This is a genomic window from Pseudomonas chlororaphis subsp. piscium (assembly GCF_003850345.1).
In the GTDB taxonomy this organism is placed as follows: domain Bacteria; phylum Pseudomonadota; class Gammaproteobacteria; order Pseudomonadales; family Pseudomonadaceae; genus Aquipseudomonas; species Aquipseudomonas piscium.
In genome coordinates this window covers 2341661-2357170 of record NZ_CP027707.1, presented here as the reverse complement: position 1 = coordinate 2357170, position 15510 = coordinate 2341661, and the positions used below count along the sequence as shown (strand labels likewise).

15 protein-coding genes and 1 pseudogene are annotated in these 15510 nt (G+C 59.3%); 10 read left to right on the top strand and 6 right to left on the bottom strand.

Annotated elements, in window-relative coordinates; all coding sequences use genetic code 11:
* Positions 1–57: 57 nt before the first annotated feature.
* Entirely contained in the window at positions 58–711 is a 654-nt protein-coding gene (locus C4K38_RS11000) for a peroxiredoxin (protein ID WP_053278354.1), read from the bottom strand.
* Positions 712–1138: 427 nt separating this feature from the next.
* Here C4K38_RS11000 and C4K38_RS10995 point away from each other — a divergent pair, with 427 nt between their 5' ends.
* Positions 1139–1687, top strand: a complete 549-nt coding sequence (locus C4K38_RS10995; protein WP_053278353.1) for a YniB family protein — start codon at positions 1139–1141, stop codon at positions 1685–1687.
* Positions 1688–1933: 246 nt separating this feature from the next.
* Here C4K38_RS10995 and C4K38_RS10990 read toward each other — a convergent pair whose 3' ends face one another.
* Complete coding sequence (locus C4K38_RS10990) at positions 1934–2809, bottom strand: DUF4435 domain-containing protein (protein WP_164487002.1); 876 nt, start codon at positions 2807–2809, stop codon at positions 1934–1936.
* A 50-nt stretch (positions 2810–2859) separates the two neighbouring features.
* Positions 2860–4152: an AAA family ATPase gene (locus C4K38_RS10985; protein ID WP_164487001.1), complete on the bottom strand. Its 1293-nt coding sequence runs from the start codon at positions 4150–4152 to the stop codon at positions 2860–2862.
* 714 nt (positions 4153–4866) lie between these two features.
* Between C4K38_RS10985 and C4K38_RS10980 the strand changes: the two genes are divergently transcribed.
* The 6 genes and pseudogenes from C4K38_RS10980 to C4K38_RS10955 all read left to right on the top strand — a co-directional run bounded on the left by C4K38_RS10980 (position 4867) and on the right by C4K38_RS10955 (position 7709).
* Positions 4867–5148 carry a hypothetical protein gene (locus C4K38_RS10980; protein WP_053278315.1) on the top strand — a complete coding sequence of 94 codons (282 nt, stop codon included), beginning with the start codon at positions 4867–4869 and terminating at the stop codon, positions 5146–5148.
* A 167-nt stretch (positions 5149–5315) separates the two neighbouring features.
* Positions 5316–5672 (top strand): annotated as a pseudogene (locus C4K38_RS10975) (hypothetical protein); the annotation flags it as partial.
* Positions 5657–6013: a DUF7079 family protein gene (locus tag C4K38_RS10970; protein ID WP_053278313.1), complete on the top strand. Its 357-nt coding sequence runs from the start codon at positions 5657–5659 to the stop codon at positions 6011–6013. The pseudogene C4K38_RS10975 and the gene C4K38_RS10970, both read left to right, overlap by 16 nt.
* A 417-nt stretch (positions 6014–6430) precedes the next feature.
* Positions 6431–6712 (top strand): hypothetical protein, encoded by a 282-nt coding sequence (locus C4K38_RS10965; protein WP_053278312.1) that lies wholly within the window; start codon positions 6431–6433, stop codon positions 6710–6712.
* Positions 6713–7089: 377 nt separating this feature from the next.
* Complete coding sequence (locus C4K38_RS10960; RefSeq protein WP_053278351.1) at positions 7090–7272, top strand: type II toxin-antitoxin system HicA family toxin; 183 nt, start codon at positions 7090–7092, stop codon at positions 7270–7272.
* Between the two features lie 35 nt (positions 7273–7307).
* Positions 7308–7709: a type II toxin-antitoxin system HicB family antitoxin gene (locus C4K38_RS10955; protein WP_053278311.1), complete on the top strand. Its 402-nt coding sequence runs from the start codon at positions 7308–7310 to the stop codon at positions 7707–7709.
* A gap of 451 nt (positions 7710–8160) precedes the next feature.
* Here the strand turns inward: C4K38_RS10955 and C4K38_RS10950 are convergent, their stop codons facing one another.
* From C4K38_RS10950 to C4K38_RS10940, 3 genes are all read right to left on the bottom strand, one after another.
* Positions 8161–8910 (bottom strand): hypothetical protein, encoded by a 750-nt coding sequence (locus tag C4K38_RS10950; RefSeq protein WP_053278310.1) that lies wholly within the window; start codon positions 8908–8910, stop codon positions 8161–8163.
* Positions 8911–9002: 92 nt separating this feature from the next.
* A complete protein-coding gene (locus C4K38_RS10945) occupies positions 9003–9638 on the bottom strand; it encodes a response regulator transcription factor (RefSeq protein WP_053278309.1) in 636 nt (211 codons plus the stop codon).
* Positions 9635–11524, bottom strand: a complete 1890-nt coding sequence (locus C4K38_RS10940) for a PAS domain-containing sensor histidine kinase (protein ID WP_053278308.1) — start codon at positions 11522–11524, stop codon at positions 9635–9637. Before C4K38_RS10940 ends, C4K38_RS10945 begins: the two co-directional genes overlap by 4 nt.
* 181 nt (positions 11525–11705) lie before the next feature.
* On the opposite strand from C4K38_RS10940, the gene C4K38_RS10935 reads away from it, so the two are divergent.
* The 3 genes from C4K38_RS10935 (at position 11706) to C4K38_RS32280 (ending at position 15485) form a co-directional block, all read left to right on the top strand.
* Positions 11706–13328, top strand: a complete 1623-nt coding sequence (locus C4K38_RS10935) for an acyl-CoA synthetase (RefSeq protein WP_053278307.1) — start codon at positions 11706–11708, stop codon at positions 13326–13328.
* Between the two features lie 123 nt (positions 13329–13451).
* Complete coding sequence (locus C4K38_RS10930; protein WP_053278306.1) at positions 13452–15224, top strand: acyl-CoA dehydrogenase C-terminal domain-containing protein; 1773 nt, start codon at positions 13452–13454, stop codon at positions 15222–15224.
* Positions 15225–15341: 117 nt separating this feature from the next.
* Positions 15342–15485, top strand: coding sequence for a hypothetical protein (locus tag C4K38_RS32280; protein ID WP_155772918.1), 144 nt, complete (start codon positions 15342–15344; stop codon positions 15483–15485).
* Positions 15486–15510 lie beyond the last annotated feature (25 nt).

The following is a 15510-nucleotide window of genomic DNA, read 5'->3' as shown; positions in this document are numbered from 1 at the left end:
CCGGTGTAGCGTCGCTCCCGCAGGCCTGCTCCGCGAGCAAGCCCTTGTCGGTGGTGGTTACTTCGGTTGCTCCACGGTACGCAGATAGGGCTTCAGTGTCTTGAAGCCTTGCGGATATTTCTTCCGGGCGTCCTCGTCGGATACCGAGGTAGGAATGATCACATCCTCGCCCGGGCGCCAGTTCACCGGGGTGGCGACGGTGTGCTTGGCATTCAGTTGCAGGGAATCGAGCAGGCGCAGCACTTCATCGAAGTTGCGCCCGGCGCTCATCGGGTAGACCAGCATGGCCTTGACCTTCTTGTCCGGGCCGATGATGAACACCGAACGCACGGTGGCGTTGTCCACCGCGGTGCGCGCGCCTCCGCCGGCATTGGGGTGGATCATGTCGTAAAGCTTGGCCACCACCAGGTTTTCGTCGCCGATCATCGGGTAGTTGACCGCATGCCCCTGGGTTTCCTGGATGTCACCGACCCAGGCATGGTGGTCGCTGACCGGGTCGATACTGAGCCCGACAATCCTGGTGTTGCGTTTGTCGAACTCCGGCTTGAGCCTGGCCATGTAACCGAGCTCGGTGGTGCACACCGGGGTGAAGTCCTTCGGATGGGAAAACAGGATCGCCCACTTGTCGCCGATCCACTCGTGGAAGTGCAGCGGACCTTCGGTCGTGTCGGCAGTGAAATCGGGTGCTTCGTCGCCAATGCGGATTGCCATGGTTGGTCTCCTTGCAGTGACTGAGAGGGGTAGTTGTCAGGGAACTGACGGCTGTTGCGGCGGCGTTCGGGTACGCCGTGAACCTGTCGGCGCGAATCAGTATAGGAGACGCGCCAGGGCCGGGTGAGCGCAGACAAAAAAGCCCAGCAGTGTTGCGCTGCCGGGCTTTGTAGGTTACTGCCCTGCTCCAGATGCAGGTTACCCCCTGCAACACCGTCAACGGGCCCTGGGGCGTAGCGTTTAAAGACGTCTTGCACGTGCTGCATGGGCTGGCTCGTCCAGCCGAAGATGGAATAGCGAGGGTCGCAGGCGGGTCGGCTGAAACCTTCGAGGCCCTAAGGCAGCCCATGAACCAAGGCCGCCCCTATCGACCACGGGCGACGAACTATAGTATTGCGCCCCTTTTTCTTCATCGCAGGACGCAAAGATGAATTACACCCAGGCCCAACTGAAATACCGGCTGTCCATCGCCGCAGGCGCACTGCTGTTTACCGGCGCCTTGATCTCCACCCTGTTTTCCACCCTGAAAATGCTCAACTGGCGCATGAACAGCTACAGCGACGCCGCGGCGCTCCTCAACCGCCAGGTCAAGGACTTTGTGTCCATGGTCTACAACAACACCCAGCCCCTGGAGTGGTTCTGGGACAACAGCCCAACCCCCGACTTCATCCACCTGAGCACCCCGCCCCACTGGAAATTCCTGGTGATCTACCTGCTGATCTTCGTCGGCGCGGCACTGTTTACTTGGGGCCGAACCCTGATGCGCAAAGTCGAAGAAGTCGAACCGCTGATCCAGGCCAAGCTCAACGCCCCAGCAGAAGAAGGTGTCGCGGTCATGACGTTGCAGCAACTGGAGGAGTCGACTCCGGTGGAAGCCGTGCCTTCGTTCTTTTCGCAGGTTCGACTGCTTTGTGTGCTGCCGGTGGGGATAGGGGCGGTTTACGTTGGTGTGCTGTGGATGTTGCGGATTTTGTAGGTCCGGTGGTGGGTCGAGCTCTTCTGTACTCGGTAATAGATCTCCATGAATTTTCGCCAAATCATGGAGATCTTTCTAATGCATGAAGTCGCCATAGGAGCCAAAACACAAAATGGTCCACATGCGGCAATGATCATAATCGGCAGCAAACGGCCACAAGCAGTCATTTGAAGCGTCTGCGAAACTGGGGCGATTCAGTGTCTCACGTGAGGAAATGTCGCACACGAGATATATGTTTCGTCCGACTTAAGCTCTTTTTTCGGGACGAAACTCAAAGATTCTGTTTACGATATAATCAAACTCTACTCCTGCCACATGTGATGCGGCTAAGCTCTTTATTGTATTTTTGTTAAAGCCATCTTTCATGCGATATAAGCACTTGTCGTAGGCGTTGGTAATACATGAAAGGCAGCTGTTTATTGTATGTGCGCGGCAAAGGTTTTGAAGGCGTTCAATGCAATAAACAAGCTCATCAGAAAACACATCGATCAACCATTTTCCGCGCGCTATGCACTTTACTGAATCTATACTTCTGGTTATGTTCAGGCTGTCTGCAAATTGATCGAGTTCTGACCTTTTGGCTTCTATCAACGCTTTGGCCTGAACATCCTTTATACGCCCGGGAGTGAATGAGTACGCGAAATCTGCCGCGTAGCCGGCTTGAGTAGCATTCTTCAACGCTTCTAAAGAATGGTAGTAAAGATCTAAAAGCTTTACTTCTATTTCTGACATAATTAAATCGCACAGCTCTTCGGTAATCATGTCTTGTGAGGTTTTAGTACAGAGTCTTAATGTGTTTGCTATGATTGCTTTAGAGATGAAATGGCTTTCGATTGAGTAATATTTTAGCACTAGTATAGCTGGGGAAGTTGGGAGTTCTCCTCTATAATCCCTTACATCTTTATCGATTACTCCAAGGATGTGAGACGGTAACTTGTACTGGGTTTGTGGGATATTTTCTAATGCAGCAATAGCCTTTATAACTTCTCCGCACCCTTGCCCATAACCTTCTATGTGTTCAACTGCATATACTTCAACGTCAAATGGGACTCGCCTGGTTAAGTTGATATATATTTCAATGTCATCTATGCCCTCTACTATTAAAGAAGGTACACCAGTCATGATTGACTCGTTTAGTACTTCATCAACCTCAAAGAAAATCCCTGGCATAGTCAGTCTCTCCAAACTTTCAATTCAGACAAAAAGCTTGGGTTGCGTTTCGCCAGTGCTGGCGAATGTGAAGCCACAATTATCTGTGTTGAAGGTAGCAATTCGGAGAATATGGACATCAACTCCCTTTGCCATTTGATATTAAGAGAAATTTCCGGCTCGTCGATGATGAGGAAGTTTCTACCTTGACCTTCAAATAAAACAAGTGCTAGGAAGGTCAAAATATGGCGCTCCCCACTCGATAGATCATTGAGCGAGTGTTTACTTCCATCGATTTCTATGTAGACTTCTTCCCCATTTACAACAAGCTTTTTATCGTCTATCAGGTAGCTGTTAAATTTGTCTACTAAAAGATTTATCGAGCTAAGCACTAATTTTTCTACTTCGAGCTCATCGATCATGTTTCTGAATAGCTGACTTAGCAAAGAGTGCTCTAGAACCTTGGTCAGCTCTTCTGCGTGATCGATTGAGCTCAGGATGTTAATGATTCTGTTTTTAAAGTTATTGTCTTCACCGTCGTCAAGTGCTTCCTTTATTCGTTCGCGGTTTTCAAATAAACGAGCGGAGAAGTCCTCTATTGACTCAGTGGACCCTTGTGAAGGTTTGTTGTCGATATCGATTGCAATGGAAAGGGTGTCGAATAATGCGCTTTGAATTTTCTTCGTTGCCATGAATCTTGCGATTCTATAACGCCGAGTTAATAACTCTTCAATATTCTCAATTTTTATGCTTTGTAAGTACAGATGAGGTTTTTCATATTCTATCTCAGGGCGCCTGATTCTGCTGTATCTAGCAACGTTTCTTCTACGCAAAAAAAGAGACAAATCCTCTGAGAGTTCTATTATTCGCCGGCGCTGATACACTGAGGATGGTGATCTATCTTCGTTGAAAATTAATCCTGCTCGTTTTGAGTGAGTGAAGAAATCAATTAAAATTTCAGGATCTACTTTCATGGCTTGAGTGCTAACACCACGCTCTACACCGAGGGACAGTGATCGAGAGTTGCCAAGGAAGCAAGACTCAAAATCCCCCCAGTTGTAGCCACCCTCTTCTTTTTTTATAATTATAGTTCTAGAGATGTCACCTTCCGTAACTGCGCAGCTAATAGCGTCAATTTCCATTGCCGCCAATGCGGCATCATCTTGAGATAAAAACGAGTTTATAGCCTTAAGAAAAGTTGTTTTTCCACATCCATTGTCACCAAAAATAACAGTGACATTACCGTTTGAAAAAGTTACTTCAGCATTGCGTGTTTTAGACTTAAAGCCTGATATTCTAAAGTTATTTAAGCGCATCCTGCCTCTCCAGTTCATCCAAACCAAACTAACATGATAGTTTCTCGTATGACTTTAGAGTATGACATGGCCCTTTGCTAGCTATTTTCGTCCCAGGGCATAATGATTTACGCAGTTGAGATAATCTCTAGACGAATAATTAGCTTCTTGGCATGTCCCGTTGGGAAATGCCCCTGCGTCTGTAGGGTGTGAGCGTCAGCTTCTGGCCGTAAGCCGCCCCCTCATGAACAGTTCTTTCGGCCAAAAACGGCCTCTCATATATACCCGTAAACCAAATTTGATTCAGTTTCTAAGCTGCTGAGTTATAAACCTCATTCGTAATAGAAAGTCTCGACTGGTGGTAGTCCGACACAAACGAGTGTGCCAAGTCAGGGTAATTACTCACCCATCACTGTCGCCGCCAACGCTCCGACACACCCCCTCAAACATCCCCACCAATACGCGGTTGCGCCGCTCAAGCGCGGCCCCTATAGTTCGCCCTCGCGGCAAAATCCGCGAACGACCTTGGCCGGTCGAATTACAACGACGCATCAGCGTCCAAAACACCATTGCAGACGCTTTTTTTGTGCCTGCGATTCTGTGTTATGGCGGCTGTGTGCGGGACACCTTCGGGTGTGCCGGTGTCGTTGTAAACCGGTCGGCCAACCCTCACACAGCTGCCACCCTCAATTTGCTTGGCCGCAAAGGGTGGAAGCTCTACAACGAGTAACGACCATGGACGATCAATCGATTTCCCGCTTCACCCCCGTCGATACCCACGACGCCGACGCTCCCGTTTTCTACCTCGATAGCGACGCGCCCTTGAGCGATCTGGCGGCTTGCGCAGCCCATCGTTTCACCGTGGTGCGCGACCTGATGGACAGCCTGTCCACGCTTAACCTGAAAGACATTTCCGACTGCGATCTGGCGCGGGTGACCCGTGGGGTACATCTGCTGACCCGGGAAGGGTGTGCGGTACTGGAGGTGATTCAGTGGCGCACGGCGCAGGAGCCCTAAGCGCTATTGAGCCTGGGAGGCTGTTTGTAGCCGCTGCCGAAGGCTGCGATCGGCTGCGCAGCAGGCGCAAATCCTGCCTCCCGGCTTTACCTGTTACACCGCGTGACCGGGTTTGGCGTGCGCTTCGTCAGAGTGCCGCCGAGCCCGATAGCAGCCTTCGGCAGCACTACATCATTTTGGAAGCTGCTGGCCGGAACGATGTTAAGTTCACGAAAGGCACTAAAAAAATGCTGATCATGGGCAAACTCGGTGTTCTCGTGACCGCTGCGCTGGCGACTTATCAAATCCTGAATGCTGAAAACAAACCAAAAGAAACGGCCCGACAAGGCATCCTCGTCGGAGGAGGTGCGTTAGGCGGCGTACTAGCTGGGATGGGCGTCAGTGCGTTGTGTGGCCCTGGAGCTCCGATCTGCGCAATTGCGGTCGTCTTGGCGGGATCAGTGGTTGGTGGCGCCGCAGGCGGCGTGGTCGCGGACTCGCTTGATGAGGAACTGGAGGAGTTTTCGCATTGGGACATTTTCTGACCGAGCCACAACTGACAGAAGTCAGAACCGCACTGTCTGAGCCATTCAACTATTTTCCGACCGATTACGACTACATCGCACGACAGGTCAAAGGCGTCGATCCTGACGTACTCTACGAAATCTTTTATTCAGAAGTGGCGCCTGTGTGCTTCTCCAACCTTGCAGCAGTCTTGCCCTCTGTCTGGACAGGCTTTGACCCCGACTGGCTCAGAGCCAGGATCGAGGAAAGGCTGGCGGCGCGGAAGCGTAATTGGTTACGCAGGCAATTTGATAAAGGGTTGGTTCTATGGCTGAAGTACAACTACGACTACATGTGGAAGGAAATTGCTTGCAGGCTTTGAGGTCGGTGAACTGACATTTGCGCATGATCGACAACAGAAATAAAAAAGGGTCGACACCAACAGGGGGCGTCAAATCAATGTGATTACGCCCCACCACCGTCCCTGCTAACGCTCCGACACAACCACTCAAACATCCCCTCCAATACACAGTTGCACCGTTCAGGCGCCGCCCCTATAGTTCGCGCTCGCGGCAAAATCCGCGAACGACCTTGGCCGGTCGAGCATAGGAACGCTTCAGCGTCCAAACACCATTGCAGGCGCTTTTTTTGTGCCTGCGATTTTGTGTCATGGCGGCTGTGCGTGGGACACCTTCGGGTGTGCCGGTGTCCTATGCCCGGTCGGCCAACCCGCGTACAGCTGCCACCCTTATTCGCTTGGCCGCGAAAGGTGGTTGCTCTATTCATAGGAGCTGCACCGATGATTGACCATCAAACTTCCCGCTTCACCCCCGTCGATACCCACGACGCCGACGCTCCCGTTTTCTACCTCGATACCGACGCGCCCTTGAGCGATCTGGCGGCTTGCGCAGCCCATCGTTTCACCGTGGTGCGCGACCTGATGGACAGCCTGTCCACGCTTAACCTGAAAGACATTTCCGACTGTGATCTGACGCGGGTGACCCGAGGGGTGCATCTGCTGACCCGGGAAGGGTGTGCGGTGTTGGAGGTGATTCAGTGGCGTACGGCGCAGGAGCCCTGAGCGCTATTGAGCTGTGGCGAGGAAACTTGGTCGGGGCACGCAGCGGCCCCGACATTTGAGTCTCTGATCAAACCTGAAATGCTGTTTGTAGCCGCTGCCGAAGAATGAGGCTGCGATCGGGTTGGGCGGCATTCCGACGAAGCACCCGCCAAACCTGGCAACGCGGTGTAACAGGTAAATCCGGGAAGTAGGACTTGCGTCTGCTGCGCAGCCGATCGCAGCCTCATTCTTCGGCAGCGGCTACAGGAGCGTCGATCCCATAGTGACGTGCGCTCTGAACGACACTCCCTGATACATAACTCCAGACACACAATTCAACCTGCGCTACTATGCGCCTGGAGTTATAAAGCACCTCTCGCCCCGATAAGGAGATGGAGGTGCAAAGCAGACAGTTGATCAAGGAGCTTGAAGCCGCAGGCTGGGTGCTGGAGCGCGTTACCGGCAGCCATCATCTGTTCAAGCATCCCTACCGGCCCGAGACCGTTCCGGTGCCTCACCCGAAGAAGGATCTGCCACGGGGGACGGTCAGGGCCATCCAGAAACTGGCCGGGCTGTTATAGCCCCTTCAGCCTTCGCACCTTTTGAGGAGATTCCCGTGCAATATCCCATCTGCATCGAGTGGGGCGACGAGCACACTGCCACCGGCATCCAGATTCCTGACATTCCGGGCGCGGTCACCGCCGGCGACACCTTCGAGGCCGCGTACAGCGCCGCCATCGAGATCGCCCACGTCATGCTCGAAGAACTGGCCCGTGAGGGGCAAGCCATTCCCCTGCCCTCGCCCACCGGCATACACCGCGCCAACCCCGACTTCGAGGGGATGGGCTGGGGCATGCTGGATATCGATATCACGCCTTACCTGGGCAAAACCGAAAAGGTCAATGTGACCCTGCCGGGTTACGTGATTCAACGAATCGACCGTTTTGTGCGGGAGCACAACATCAAGAGCCGGTCGTCTTTCCTGGCGGATGCGGCGATGGAAAAGCTGGGGCGTTAAAAACCAAAGCTTCCCACACCCAGCCCAAACCCAGGCCGGCCGGTAGGCCGCCGTCTTGCTCTTGCTTTGGCTTTTGATCTGAACGCCCCGTTAACCACGATGGCCGAACGCAGGTATTGAGCCGTGGGTAACCCGGCAGGGATGCCGGGTTAGCCGCCCCAGGCCATGGATGGCCTGTGGCGGCGGCCCACGGATCAATGCCTTCGTTCGGGCATGCCGAGCCTAGGCGAGGCACCGAGTGGGGGGCGAAGCGTTTTGGTTACTTTGGCGCTTTTCCAAAGTGACTCGCCGTAAGGGCGAAACCCTAAGTGGCCGTTACCGCAGGAATGGATATGTACACCGTCCAAGAAATGCAGTGTCAGAGCCGACGCCATCGCGAGCAAGCTTCGCTCCTACAGAAGCCCCCGCAGCAACGGATTGCACACAAGAAGATCGCGACCTAAAGCCCTTCTCACTGCACCGGCAAGAAATTCATCAGCAACAGGCTTTGCGCATAGTTCAACCCAATCCGCCGGTAGCGCTCGTCAAGCATCTGAGTCAGCAGGTCGAGGCGCGCCACAATCTTCCCAAACTCCACCGCAAAGCTCAGATTGCTCCCCTCCTCCGAAATCTCATTGGAAAACAGCAGCAACTCACCGTCAGCGCCCTGGCGCTGGCCAAGCATCCAAGTGGCCTTCTCGATATTGCGCGCCGCATTGCTGACAAACTGCGGATCGATAGTGTCGGTCATAAAAAACTCAGTGCGCCCGCCATAGGCGGTCACCAGCATGCTGCCGATCGCATAGATAAAGGCCCCGACCCGGTCGCCACGAAACTCCGGGCTCAAGGCATAACTCAACGCCGCCAGGTCGCGGCGATTGCCCAGGGCCGGCAAGGCCTTCTGCTGTTCGATGGCCTGGCGGATATCCCGCGTGGCGCTGGTGGCATCGGTATACCCCCACTCGCGCCACTGGTTGGGGTTGCGCAGGTAGAGCTTGTTCATCAGCAGGTAAAGGCTTTGCAGGTTGTCGCGCATGCTCAGGGTGGCCATGCGGTCGACACTGGTCTGGAAGAATTCCTGGGGCTTGCCATTGCTGAACTGGTGGACCATGTCACGCCCTTGCTGCTGGCTGCAGCCACTGGCGCAGGCCATCAAGACAGCAGCCAACCACAGCGGCTGGCGCAACACATGCAGAAAACAACGAGAAAGCGGATAAACCATCGGCACCGTTCTGGACTCTGGCCGCGCGGGGAATCGGCGCGGCCTGGCCAGGAGTAGAACCGCAAAAACGCAAAAAGTGCGGCGGCCGAACCTCAGCGCAATTGCAGCGGGTCCACCAGCCCGACGGCGATGGCCATGCCCACCAGTTCCGGCAGGTGTTCGGCCTGCATGCGCTTCATCACCCGTGATCGATACAGGTCGATGGTCTTGACGCTGACCCCCAGCTGCTCAGCGATCTCGCGATTGCTGTAGCCCTGCACCAACGGCAGCAACACGTCCTTCTCCCGCGGCGTGAGGCTCTCCAGGCGCGCTTCGACCCGGGCCTGCCCGGCGTTGCGGCCGTGGCGGTCGTCGGCGCGGCTCAGGGCCTGCTGCACGCTGTCCAGCAGCAGCTGTTCGTTGTAGGGCTTCTCGATGAAGTCCACGGCGCCGGCCTTGAACGCCCGCACCACGATCGGCACATCGGCGTGGCCGCTGACGAAGATCAGCGGCAGGTGGATATCCCGCTGGCGTAGCTCTTCCTGGACGTTGAGCCCGCCCATGCCGGGCATGCGCACATCCAGCAACACGCAGGCGTCGAGGCTGGGGTCGCAGTGTTCGAGGAACTCCCGGCCGCTGGTGAAGGGCACCGCCTTGAGGCCCACCGACTCCAGCAGCCAGACGGTGGAGTCGAGCATGCCCGGGTCGTCGTCGACCACATACACCAGCTGCTGCGCCGCACTCGTCATTGCCTTGCTCCTGTTGTCGGTTGGGTGGGTGAATCGGCTTGCGCCGGGGCCGTCGCCGGCAAGTGGCAGCACATCTTCAAGCCATGGCTCTGGGGCTGGGCCTGCAAGTCGCCGCCGAAGCCTTCGACGATGCTGCGGCTCATGGACAGCCCGAGCCCCAGGCCGTTGGCCTTGCTGGTGTAGAACGGGGTAAACAACTGTGCCAGCTGCTCGGCGGAGACGCCCGGGCCCTGGTCGCTGACGCTGACCTCGACCCCGCCTTCGCTACTGACCTGGGCGCCGAGGACGATCCGCGAGCCCTGCTGCGGATGCACCTCGCGATTAGCCTCGATGGCGTTGCGCAACAGGTTCAACAGCACCTGCTCGAGCAAGATCCGGTCGGCGTACACCGGCGGCAGATTATCCGCCAGGCGCAGCTCGATCGTCACCTGGCAGGCCTGCGCCTCCCAGGCGCACAGGCGCACCGTTTCCCGGGCCACTTCGGCAAGGTCCAGGGCCTGGACCCGGCGCCCGCCCTTGCGCAGGAAAGCCCGCAAGCGCTTGATCACTTCGGCGGCGTGGGTGGCCTGTTCGGCGATCCGCTCCAGGCCCTGGGCGACCTTGCGGGCGGCCTCGGGCTGAGTGTCGAGGGCTTGCAGATAACGCTGGCTGGCATTGGCGTAATTGACCACCGCCGCCAGCGGCTGATTGATCTCATGGGCGATGCCCGAGGCCAGTTCGCCCAGGGTCACCAGGCGCGCGGTGTGGGCCAGTTCGTCCTGGTGATGGCGCTGCTGGGCCTCGCGCAATTCCCGTTCGCTCTGGTCGTGGGCCACCAGGGAATAGAAGCGTTCGCCACTGGCCGCGCGATGGGCCAGCAGCATCAGTGACACCGGCACCGACGCGCCGCCGGCCGGCGGTTGCAGACGTGCCTCGATGCTCCAGCGGCCGCTGTGTTCGGCGTGGTGCCAGCCTTCGCGTTGCAGGCTGTCCAGCACTTCCTGGGTGAGGATGCTTGCCAGGTCCGGCATCGGCTGCCCGGCCTCCAGGCCCAGGGTGCGCCGGGCCGCCGGGTTGAGGTAGGTCACCGCGCCGCCCGGCTGGATGAACAGCACCGGGTCGGGGTTGGCCTCCACCACTTCCGCCAGGCGCCGCTTGTTCTCTTCGGCCTGGACCCGGGAGGTGATGTCCCGGGACACCGCCACCACTTCCACCACCGCCCCGGTGTAGGTTTCGCGGATCGCCCGGCAGGCGGTTTCGAACCACAGGTAATGGCCGTCGCGATGGCGGATGCGGTAGGTCATGGTGTGGTAGCCGTCCTGCTCCAGGGCGTCCCGGGCGCGCTGCGTCAGCCCGGCCAGGTCCTGGCTGTGGAACAGGCTGCGGGCCAGGCGCCCGCGCAGCTCTTCGGGCCAGTAGCCGAGCAGGGTCCAGGAGGCTGGCGAAGCGTCGAGAAAGGTGCCGTCCGGGGTATGCCGGGAAATCAGGTCGGTGGTGTTTTCGGTGATCAGCCGGTACAGGCGCCGGGCCGTGGCCGACTCGCGCTCGGCGAGGATCTGCGCCGTGGCTTCGCGGCAGCGGGCCAGGACCCGCTGCCCGTGCGGGTCGGGGATAAAGCTCCAGAGCAGCACCCGCTCGCCCCACTGGGCCTCGACCTCTTCGATGGCCCGCTGTTGCTCCAGGCACGCCCGGACCAGGGCCGGGTGATTGACCGGCAGCAGCGCCGCGACCTCGCTCGGCGCCTCGCTATCCAGCCATTGCAAGAGCGCCGGGTTCAGGTCTACGGGCCGCGCCTCGGCATCCAGCAGCAGGCTGGGTTGCGGATCATGGCCGAGCCAGGGCGAGTCCGGCAGCCGGCCTTCACGCTGCAGGCGCAGCCAGCGGTTCAAGTGGGTGGAGGTGGGCATCGTCGATAAACCTGCGGGCCGGATCAGCGAATTATTAATATAGTAGAAATACTATACAACTCAGGTAGTACTTCCATATCCATTGCCAAGCAGTATATAAAAGCTCCCGGATAAGTCACCGAGTGCCGCAAAAATGGCCTCGGCCAATAGAGCTAACAATCAGCCACCGGGTACCCGAACCATGTCCATCTACGAGCAAGGCCTCGTGCCGACGGCCGTCAACCATATCGCCCTGTCCCCCTTGAGCTTCATCGAGCGCACCGCCGCCGTTTACCCCGATTACCCGGCGGTGATCCACGGTTCGATCCGCCGCACCTGGGCCCAGACCTACAGCCGCTGCCGACGCCTGGCCTCGGCCCTGGCCGGGCGCGGGATCGGCAAGAACGACACGGTGGCGGTGATGCTGCCGAACATCCCGGCCATGCTCGAAGCCCACTTCGGCGTGCCGATGATCGGCGCCGTGCTCAACGCCCTCAACGTGCGCCTGGACGCCGAGGCCATCGCCTTCATGCTGGCCCACGGCGAGGCCAAGGTGCTGATCGCCGACCGCGAGTTCCATGAAGTGATCCACGCCGCCGTCGCCATGCTCGACCAGCCGCCCCTGGTGATCGACCTCGACGACCCCGAGTACGGCGAAGGCCAGCCGGTCAGCGAGCTGGACTACGAGGCCTTCCTCGCCGAGGGCGACCCGGAATTCGCCTGGCAGTGGCCGGATGACGAATGGCAGGCCATCGCCCTGAACTACACCTCGGGCACCACCGGCAACCCCAAGGGCGTGGTCTATCACCACCGCGGCGCCTACCTCAATTCCCTGGGCAACCAGATGACCTGGGCCATGGGCAACCACCCGGTGTACCTATGGACCCTGCCGATGTTCCACTGCAACGGCTGGTGCTACCCCTGGACCGTCACCGCCCTGGCCGGGGTGCATGTATTCCTGCGCCGGGTCGACCCGCAGAAGATCCTCAACCTGATCCGCGAGCACCAGGTCACGCACCTGTGCGGCGCGCCCATCGTGCTCAATGCCCTGGTGAACATGCCGGACTCGGCCAAGGCCGCCATTGATCACCCGGTCGACGCCATGGTCGCCGGGGCCGCGCCACCGGCCAAGGTGATTGGCGCGGTGGAGGAAATGGGTATCAAGGTGACCCACGTCTACGGCCTGACCGAGGTCTACGGCCCGGTGACCCTGTGCGCCTGGCACGCCGCCTGGGACGAGTTGCCCCTGGAACAGCGGGCGCAGATCAAGTCGCGCCAGGGCGTGCGTTACCCGACCCTGGAGGGGGTGATGGTGGCCGACCCGAAAACCCTCGAACCCACGCCCCGCGACGGCCAGACCATCGGCGAGATCTTCATGCGCGGCAACACCGTGATGAAGGGCTACCTGAAGAACCCCAGCGCCACCGCCGAGGCCTTCGAGGGCGGCTGGTTCCACACCGGCGACCTGGGGGTGACCCACCCGGACGGTTATGTGGAGATCCGCGACCGGCTCAAGGACATCATCATTTCCGGCGGCGAGAACATCTCCACCATCGAGCTGGAGGGCGTGCTCTATCGCCACCCGGCGGTGCTGGAAGCCGCGGTGGTGGCCCGCCCCGACGAGAAATGGGGCGAGACGCCCTGCGCCTTCATCACCCTCAAGGCCGACCACCAGCAGGTCAGCGAGGCGCAGATCATCGCCTTCTGTCGGGAACACCTGGCGGGCTTCAAGGTGCCGCGCACCGTGGTGTTCAGCCAGCTGCCCAAGACCTCCACCGGCAAGATCCAGAAGTTCGTCCTGCGCGACATGGCGAAAAACCTCTAGCTTGAATAGACAGAAACCCCGCGCACGCCGTTGCCCTGCTGGGAGTCGGCATGGCGGGGTCTAGCCTTTTTGAATCACCCGGCCCCGGCCGTTCAACCTCCACTTTTGCACGAGGTTCCTGCAATGCCCGAATTCAACGCCCCCCTGCGCGACATGCGCTTTGTCCTGCATGAAGTGTTCAACGCACCCAGGCTCTGGGCCCGGCTGCCGGCCCTGGCGGAGACGGTGGATGCCGATACCGCCGACGCGATTCTCGAAGAAGCGGCCAAGGTCACCGGCCAGCTGATCGCCCCGCTCAACCGCAGCGGCGACGAGGAAGGCGCCACCTGGGACAACGGCCAGGTGCGCACCCCGGCCGGTTTCAAGGAGGCCTACGGCACCTATATCCAGGGCGGCTGGGTCGGCCTGAGCGGCAACCCGGCCTACGGCGGCATGGGCATGCCGAAGATGCTCGCGGTGCAGTTCGAAGAGATGCTCTACGCCGCCAATTCCAGTTTCGCCCTGTATTCGGCCCTGAGTTCCGGCGCCTGCCTGGCCATCGACGCCCACGCCAGCGAGGCGCTCAAGGCGCTGTACCTGCCGCCCATGTACGAAGGCCGCTGGGCCGGCTCCATGTGCCTCACCGAGGCCCATGCCGGCACCGACCTGGGGATCATCCGCACCCGCGCCGAACCCCAGGCCGATGGCAGCTACCGGATCAGCGGCAGCAAGATCTTCATCACCGGCGGCGAGCAGGACCTGACCGAAAACATCATCCACCTGGTGCTGGCCAAGCTGCCGGACGCCCCGGCCGGGCCCAAGGGCATCTCGCTGTTCCTGGTGCCGAAGATCCAGGTCGACGCCCAGGGCAACCTGGGCCAGGCCAACGCAGTGAGCTGCGGTTCCATCGAGCACAAGATGGGGATCAAGGCCTCGGCCACCTGCGTGCTGAACTTCGACGGCGCCACCGGCTGGCTGATCGGCGAGGCCAACAAGGGCCTGGCGGCGATGTTCACCATGATGAACTACGAGCGCCTGTCCATCGGCATCCAGGGCATCGGCTGCGCCGAGAACGCCTACCAGAACGCCCGCACCTATGCCCGCGAGCGCATCCAGAGCCGCTCGCCCGCAGGCCCGGTGGCCAAGGACAAGATCGCCGACCCGATCATCGTCCACCCCGATGTGCGGCGCATGCTGCTGTCCATGAAAGCCATGACCGAGGGCGGCCGGGCCTTCGCCAGTTACGTCGGCCAGCAGTTGGACCTGGCCAAGTTCGCCGACCAGCCCCACGAGCGGCACAACGCCGAGGCCCTGGTGGCACTGCTGACCCCGGTGGCCAAGGCATTCTTCACCGACACCGGGCTGGACAGTTGCATCCTTGGCCAGCAGATCTTCGGCGGCCACGGCTATATCCGCGAATGGGGCCAGGAGCAACTGGTGCGGGATGTGCGCATCGCGCAGATCTACGAAGGCACCAACGGCATCCAGGCCCTCGACCTGCTGGGCCGCAAGGTGGTGGGCAACGGTGGCGTGGCCCTGCGCCTGTTCACCGGCGAGATCCGCGACTACGCCTACCTGCCCGGCGCCGCCTACGCCGCCGAGCTGCTGGACGCGGTGCAGCGCCTGGAAGACCTCAGCGACTGGCTACGGGAGCAGGCGGTGCAGAACCCCAACGCGGTGGGCAGCGCCTGCGTCGAGTACCTGCACCTGTTCGGCTACGTGGCCTACGCCTACCTGTGGGCGCGCATGGCCCAGGTGGCCGAACACAAGCACGCCGAGGACGAAAGCTTCTACGGCGCCAAGCTGGCCACGGCGCGCTTCTACTTCAGCCGCCTGCTGCCGCGCATCCTCAGCCTGGAACAGAGCATCCGCGCCGGCAGCTCCTCGCTGTTCGGCCTGGAAGCGGAGCAGTTCTAACCCCCTCGGGCGGGGCCTCTGTGCCCCGCCCTGCTGCCCGACACTGTACGACAGCTGGTGCAAAACCGGCGGCGGCCTTGCATACTTCGCGCCCCGAACACCGCCCAAGGAAGAAACGTGTTGGCGCCTGCCCCGATCATTGCCCGTCCAGCCATGCTGCTGCCCGGCACTGCGCACCTGATCGACACCTTAGCTACTCGCCTATTCCAGCCTGGTGACGCGGCCCTGTCCGCCATCGGCAGCGGCTTGCTATTCCCTTGAATCCGGCACGCCCCGTGCCATCCCC

Bases quoted from the DNA above. Each gene is read 5' to 3' on its own strand.
- C4K38_RS11000 (WP_053278354.1), bottom strand. From the start codon at position 711: ATGGCAATCCGCATTGGCGACGAAGCACCCGATTTCACTGCCGACACG.
- C4K38_RS10990 (WP_164487002.1), bottom strand. From the start codon at position 2,809: ATGACTGGTGTACCTTCTTTAATAGTAGAGGGCATAGATGACATTGAA.
- C4K38_RS10980 (WP_053278315.1), top strand. From the start codon at position 4,867: ATGGACGATCAATCGATTTCCCGCTTCACCCCCGTCGATACCCACGAC.
- C4K38_RS10985 (WP_164487001.1), bottom strand. From the start codon at position 4,152: ATGCGCTTAAATAACTTTAGAATATCAGGCTTTAAGTCTAAAACACGC.
- C4K38_RS10995 (WP_053278353.1), top strand. From the start codon at position 1,139: ATGAATTACACCCAGGCCCAACTGAAATACCGGCTGTCCATCGCCGCA.
- C4K38_RS10930 (WP_053278306.1), top strand. From the start codon at position 13,452: ATGCCCGAATTCAACGCCCCCCTGCGCGACATGCGCTTTGTCCTGCAT.
- C4K38_RS10950 (WP_053278310.1), bottom strand. From the start codon at position 8,910: ATGGTTTATCCGCTTTCTCGTTGTTTTCTGCATGTGTTGCGCCAGCCG.
- C4K38_RS10940 (WP_053278308.1), bottom strand. From the start codon at position 11,524: ATGCCCACCTCCACCCACTTGAACCGCTGGCTGCGCCTGCAGCGTGAA.
- C4K38_RS10935 (WP_053278307.1), top strand. From the start codon at position 11,706: ATGTCCATCTACGAGCAAGGCCTCGTGCCGACGGCCGTCAACCATATC.
- C4K38_RS10945 (WP_053278309.1), bottom strand. From the start codon at position 9,638: ATGACGAGTGCGGCGCAGCAGCTGGTGTATGTGGTCGACGACGACCCG.
- C4K38_RS10965 (WP_053278312.1), top strand. From the start codon at position 6,431: ATGATTGACCATCAAACTTCCCGCTTCACCCCCGTCGATACCCACGAC.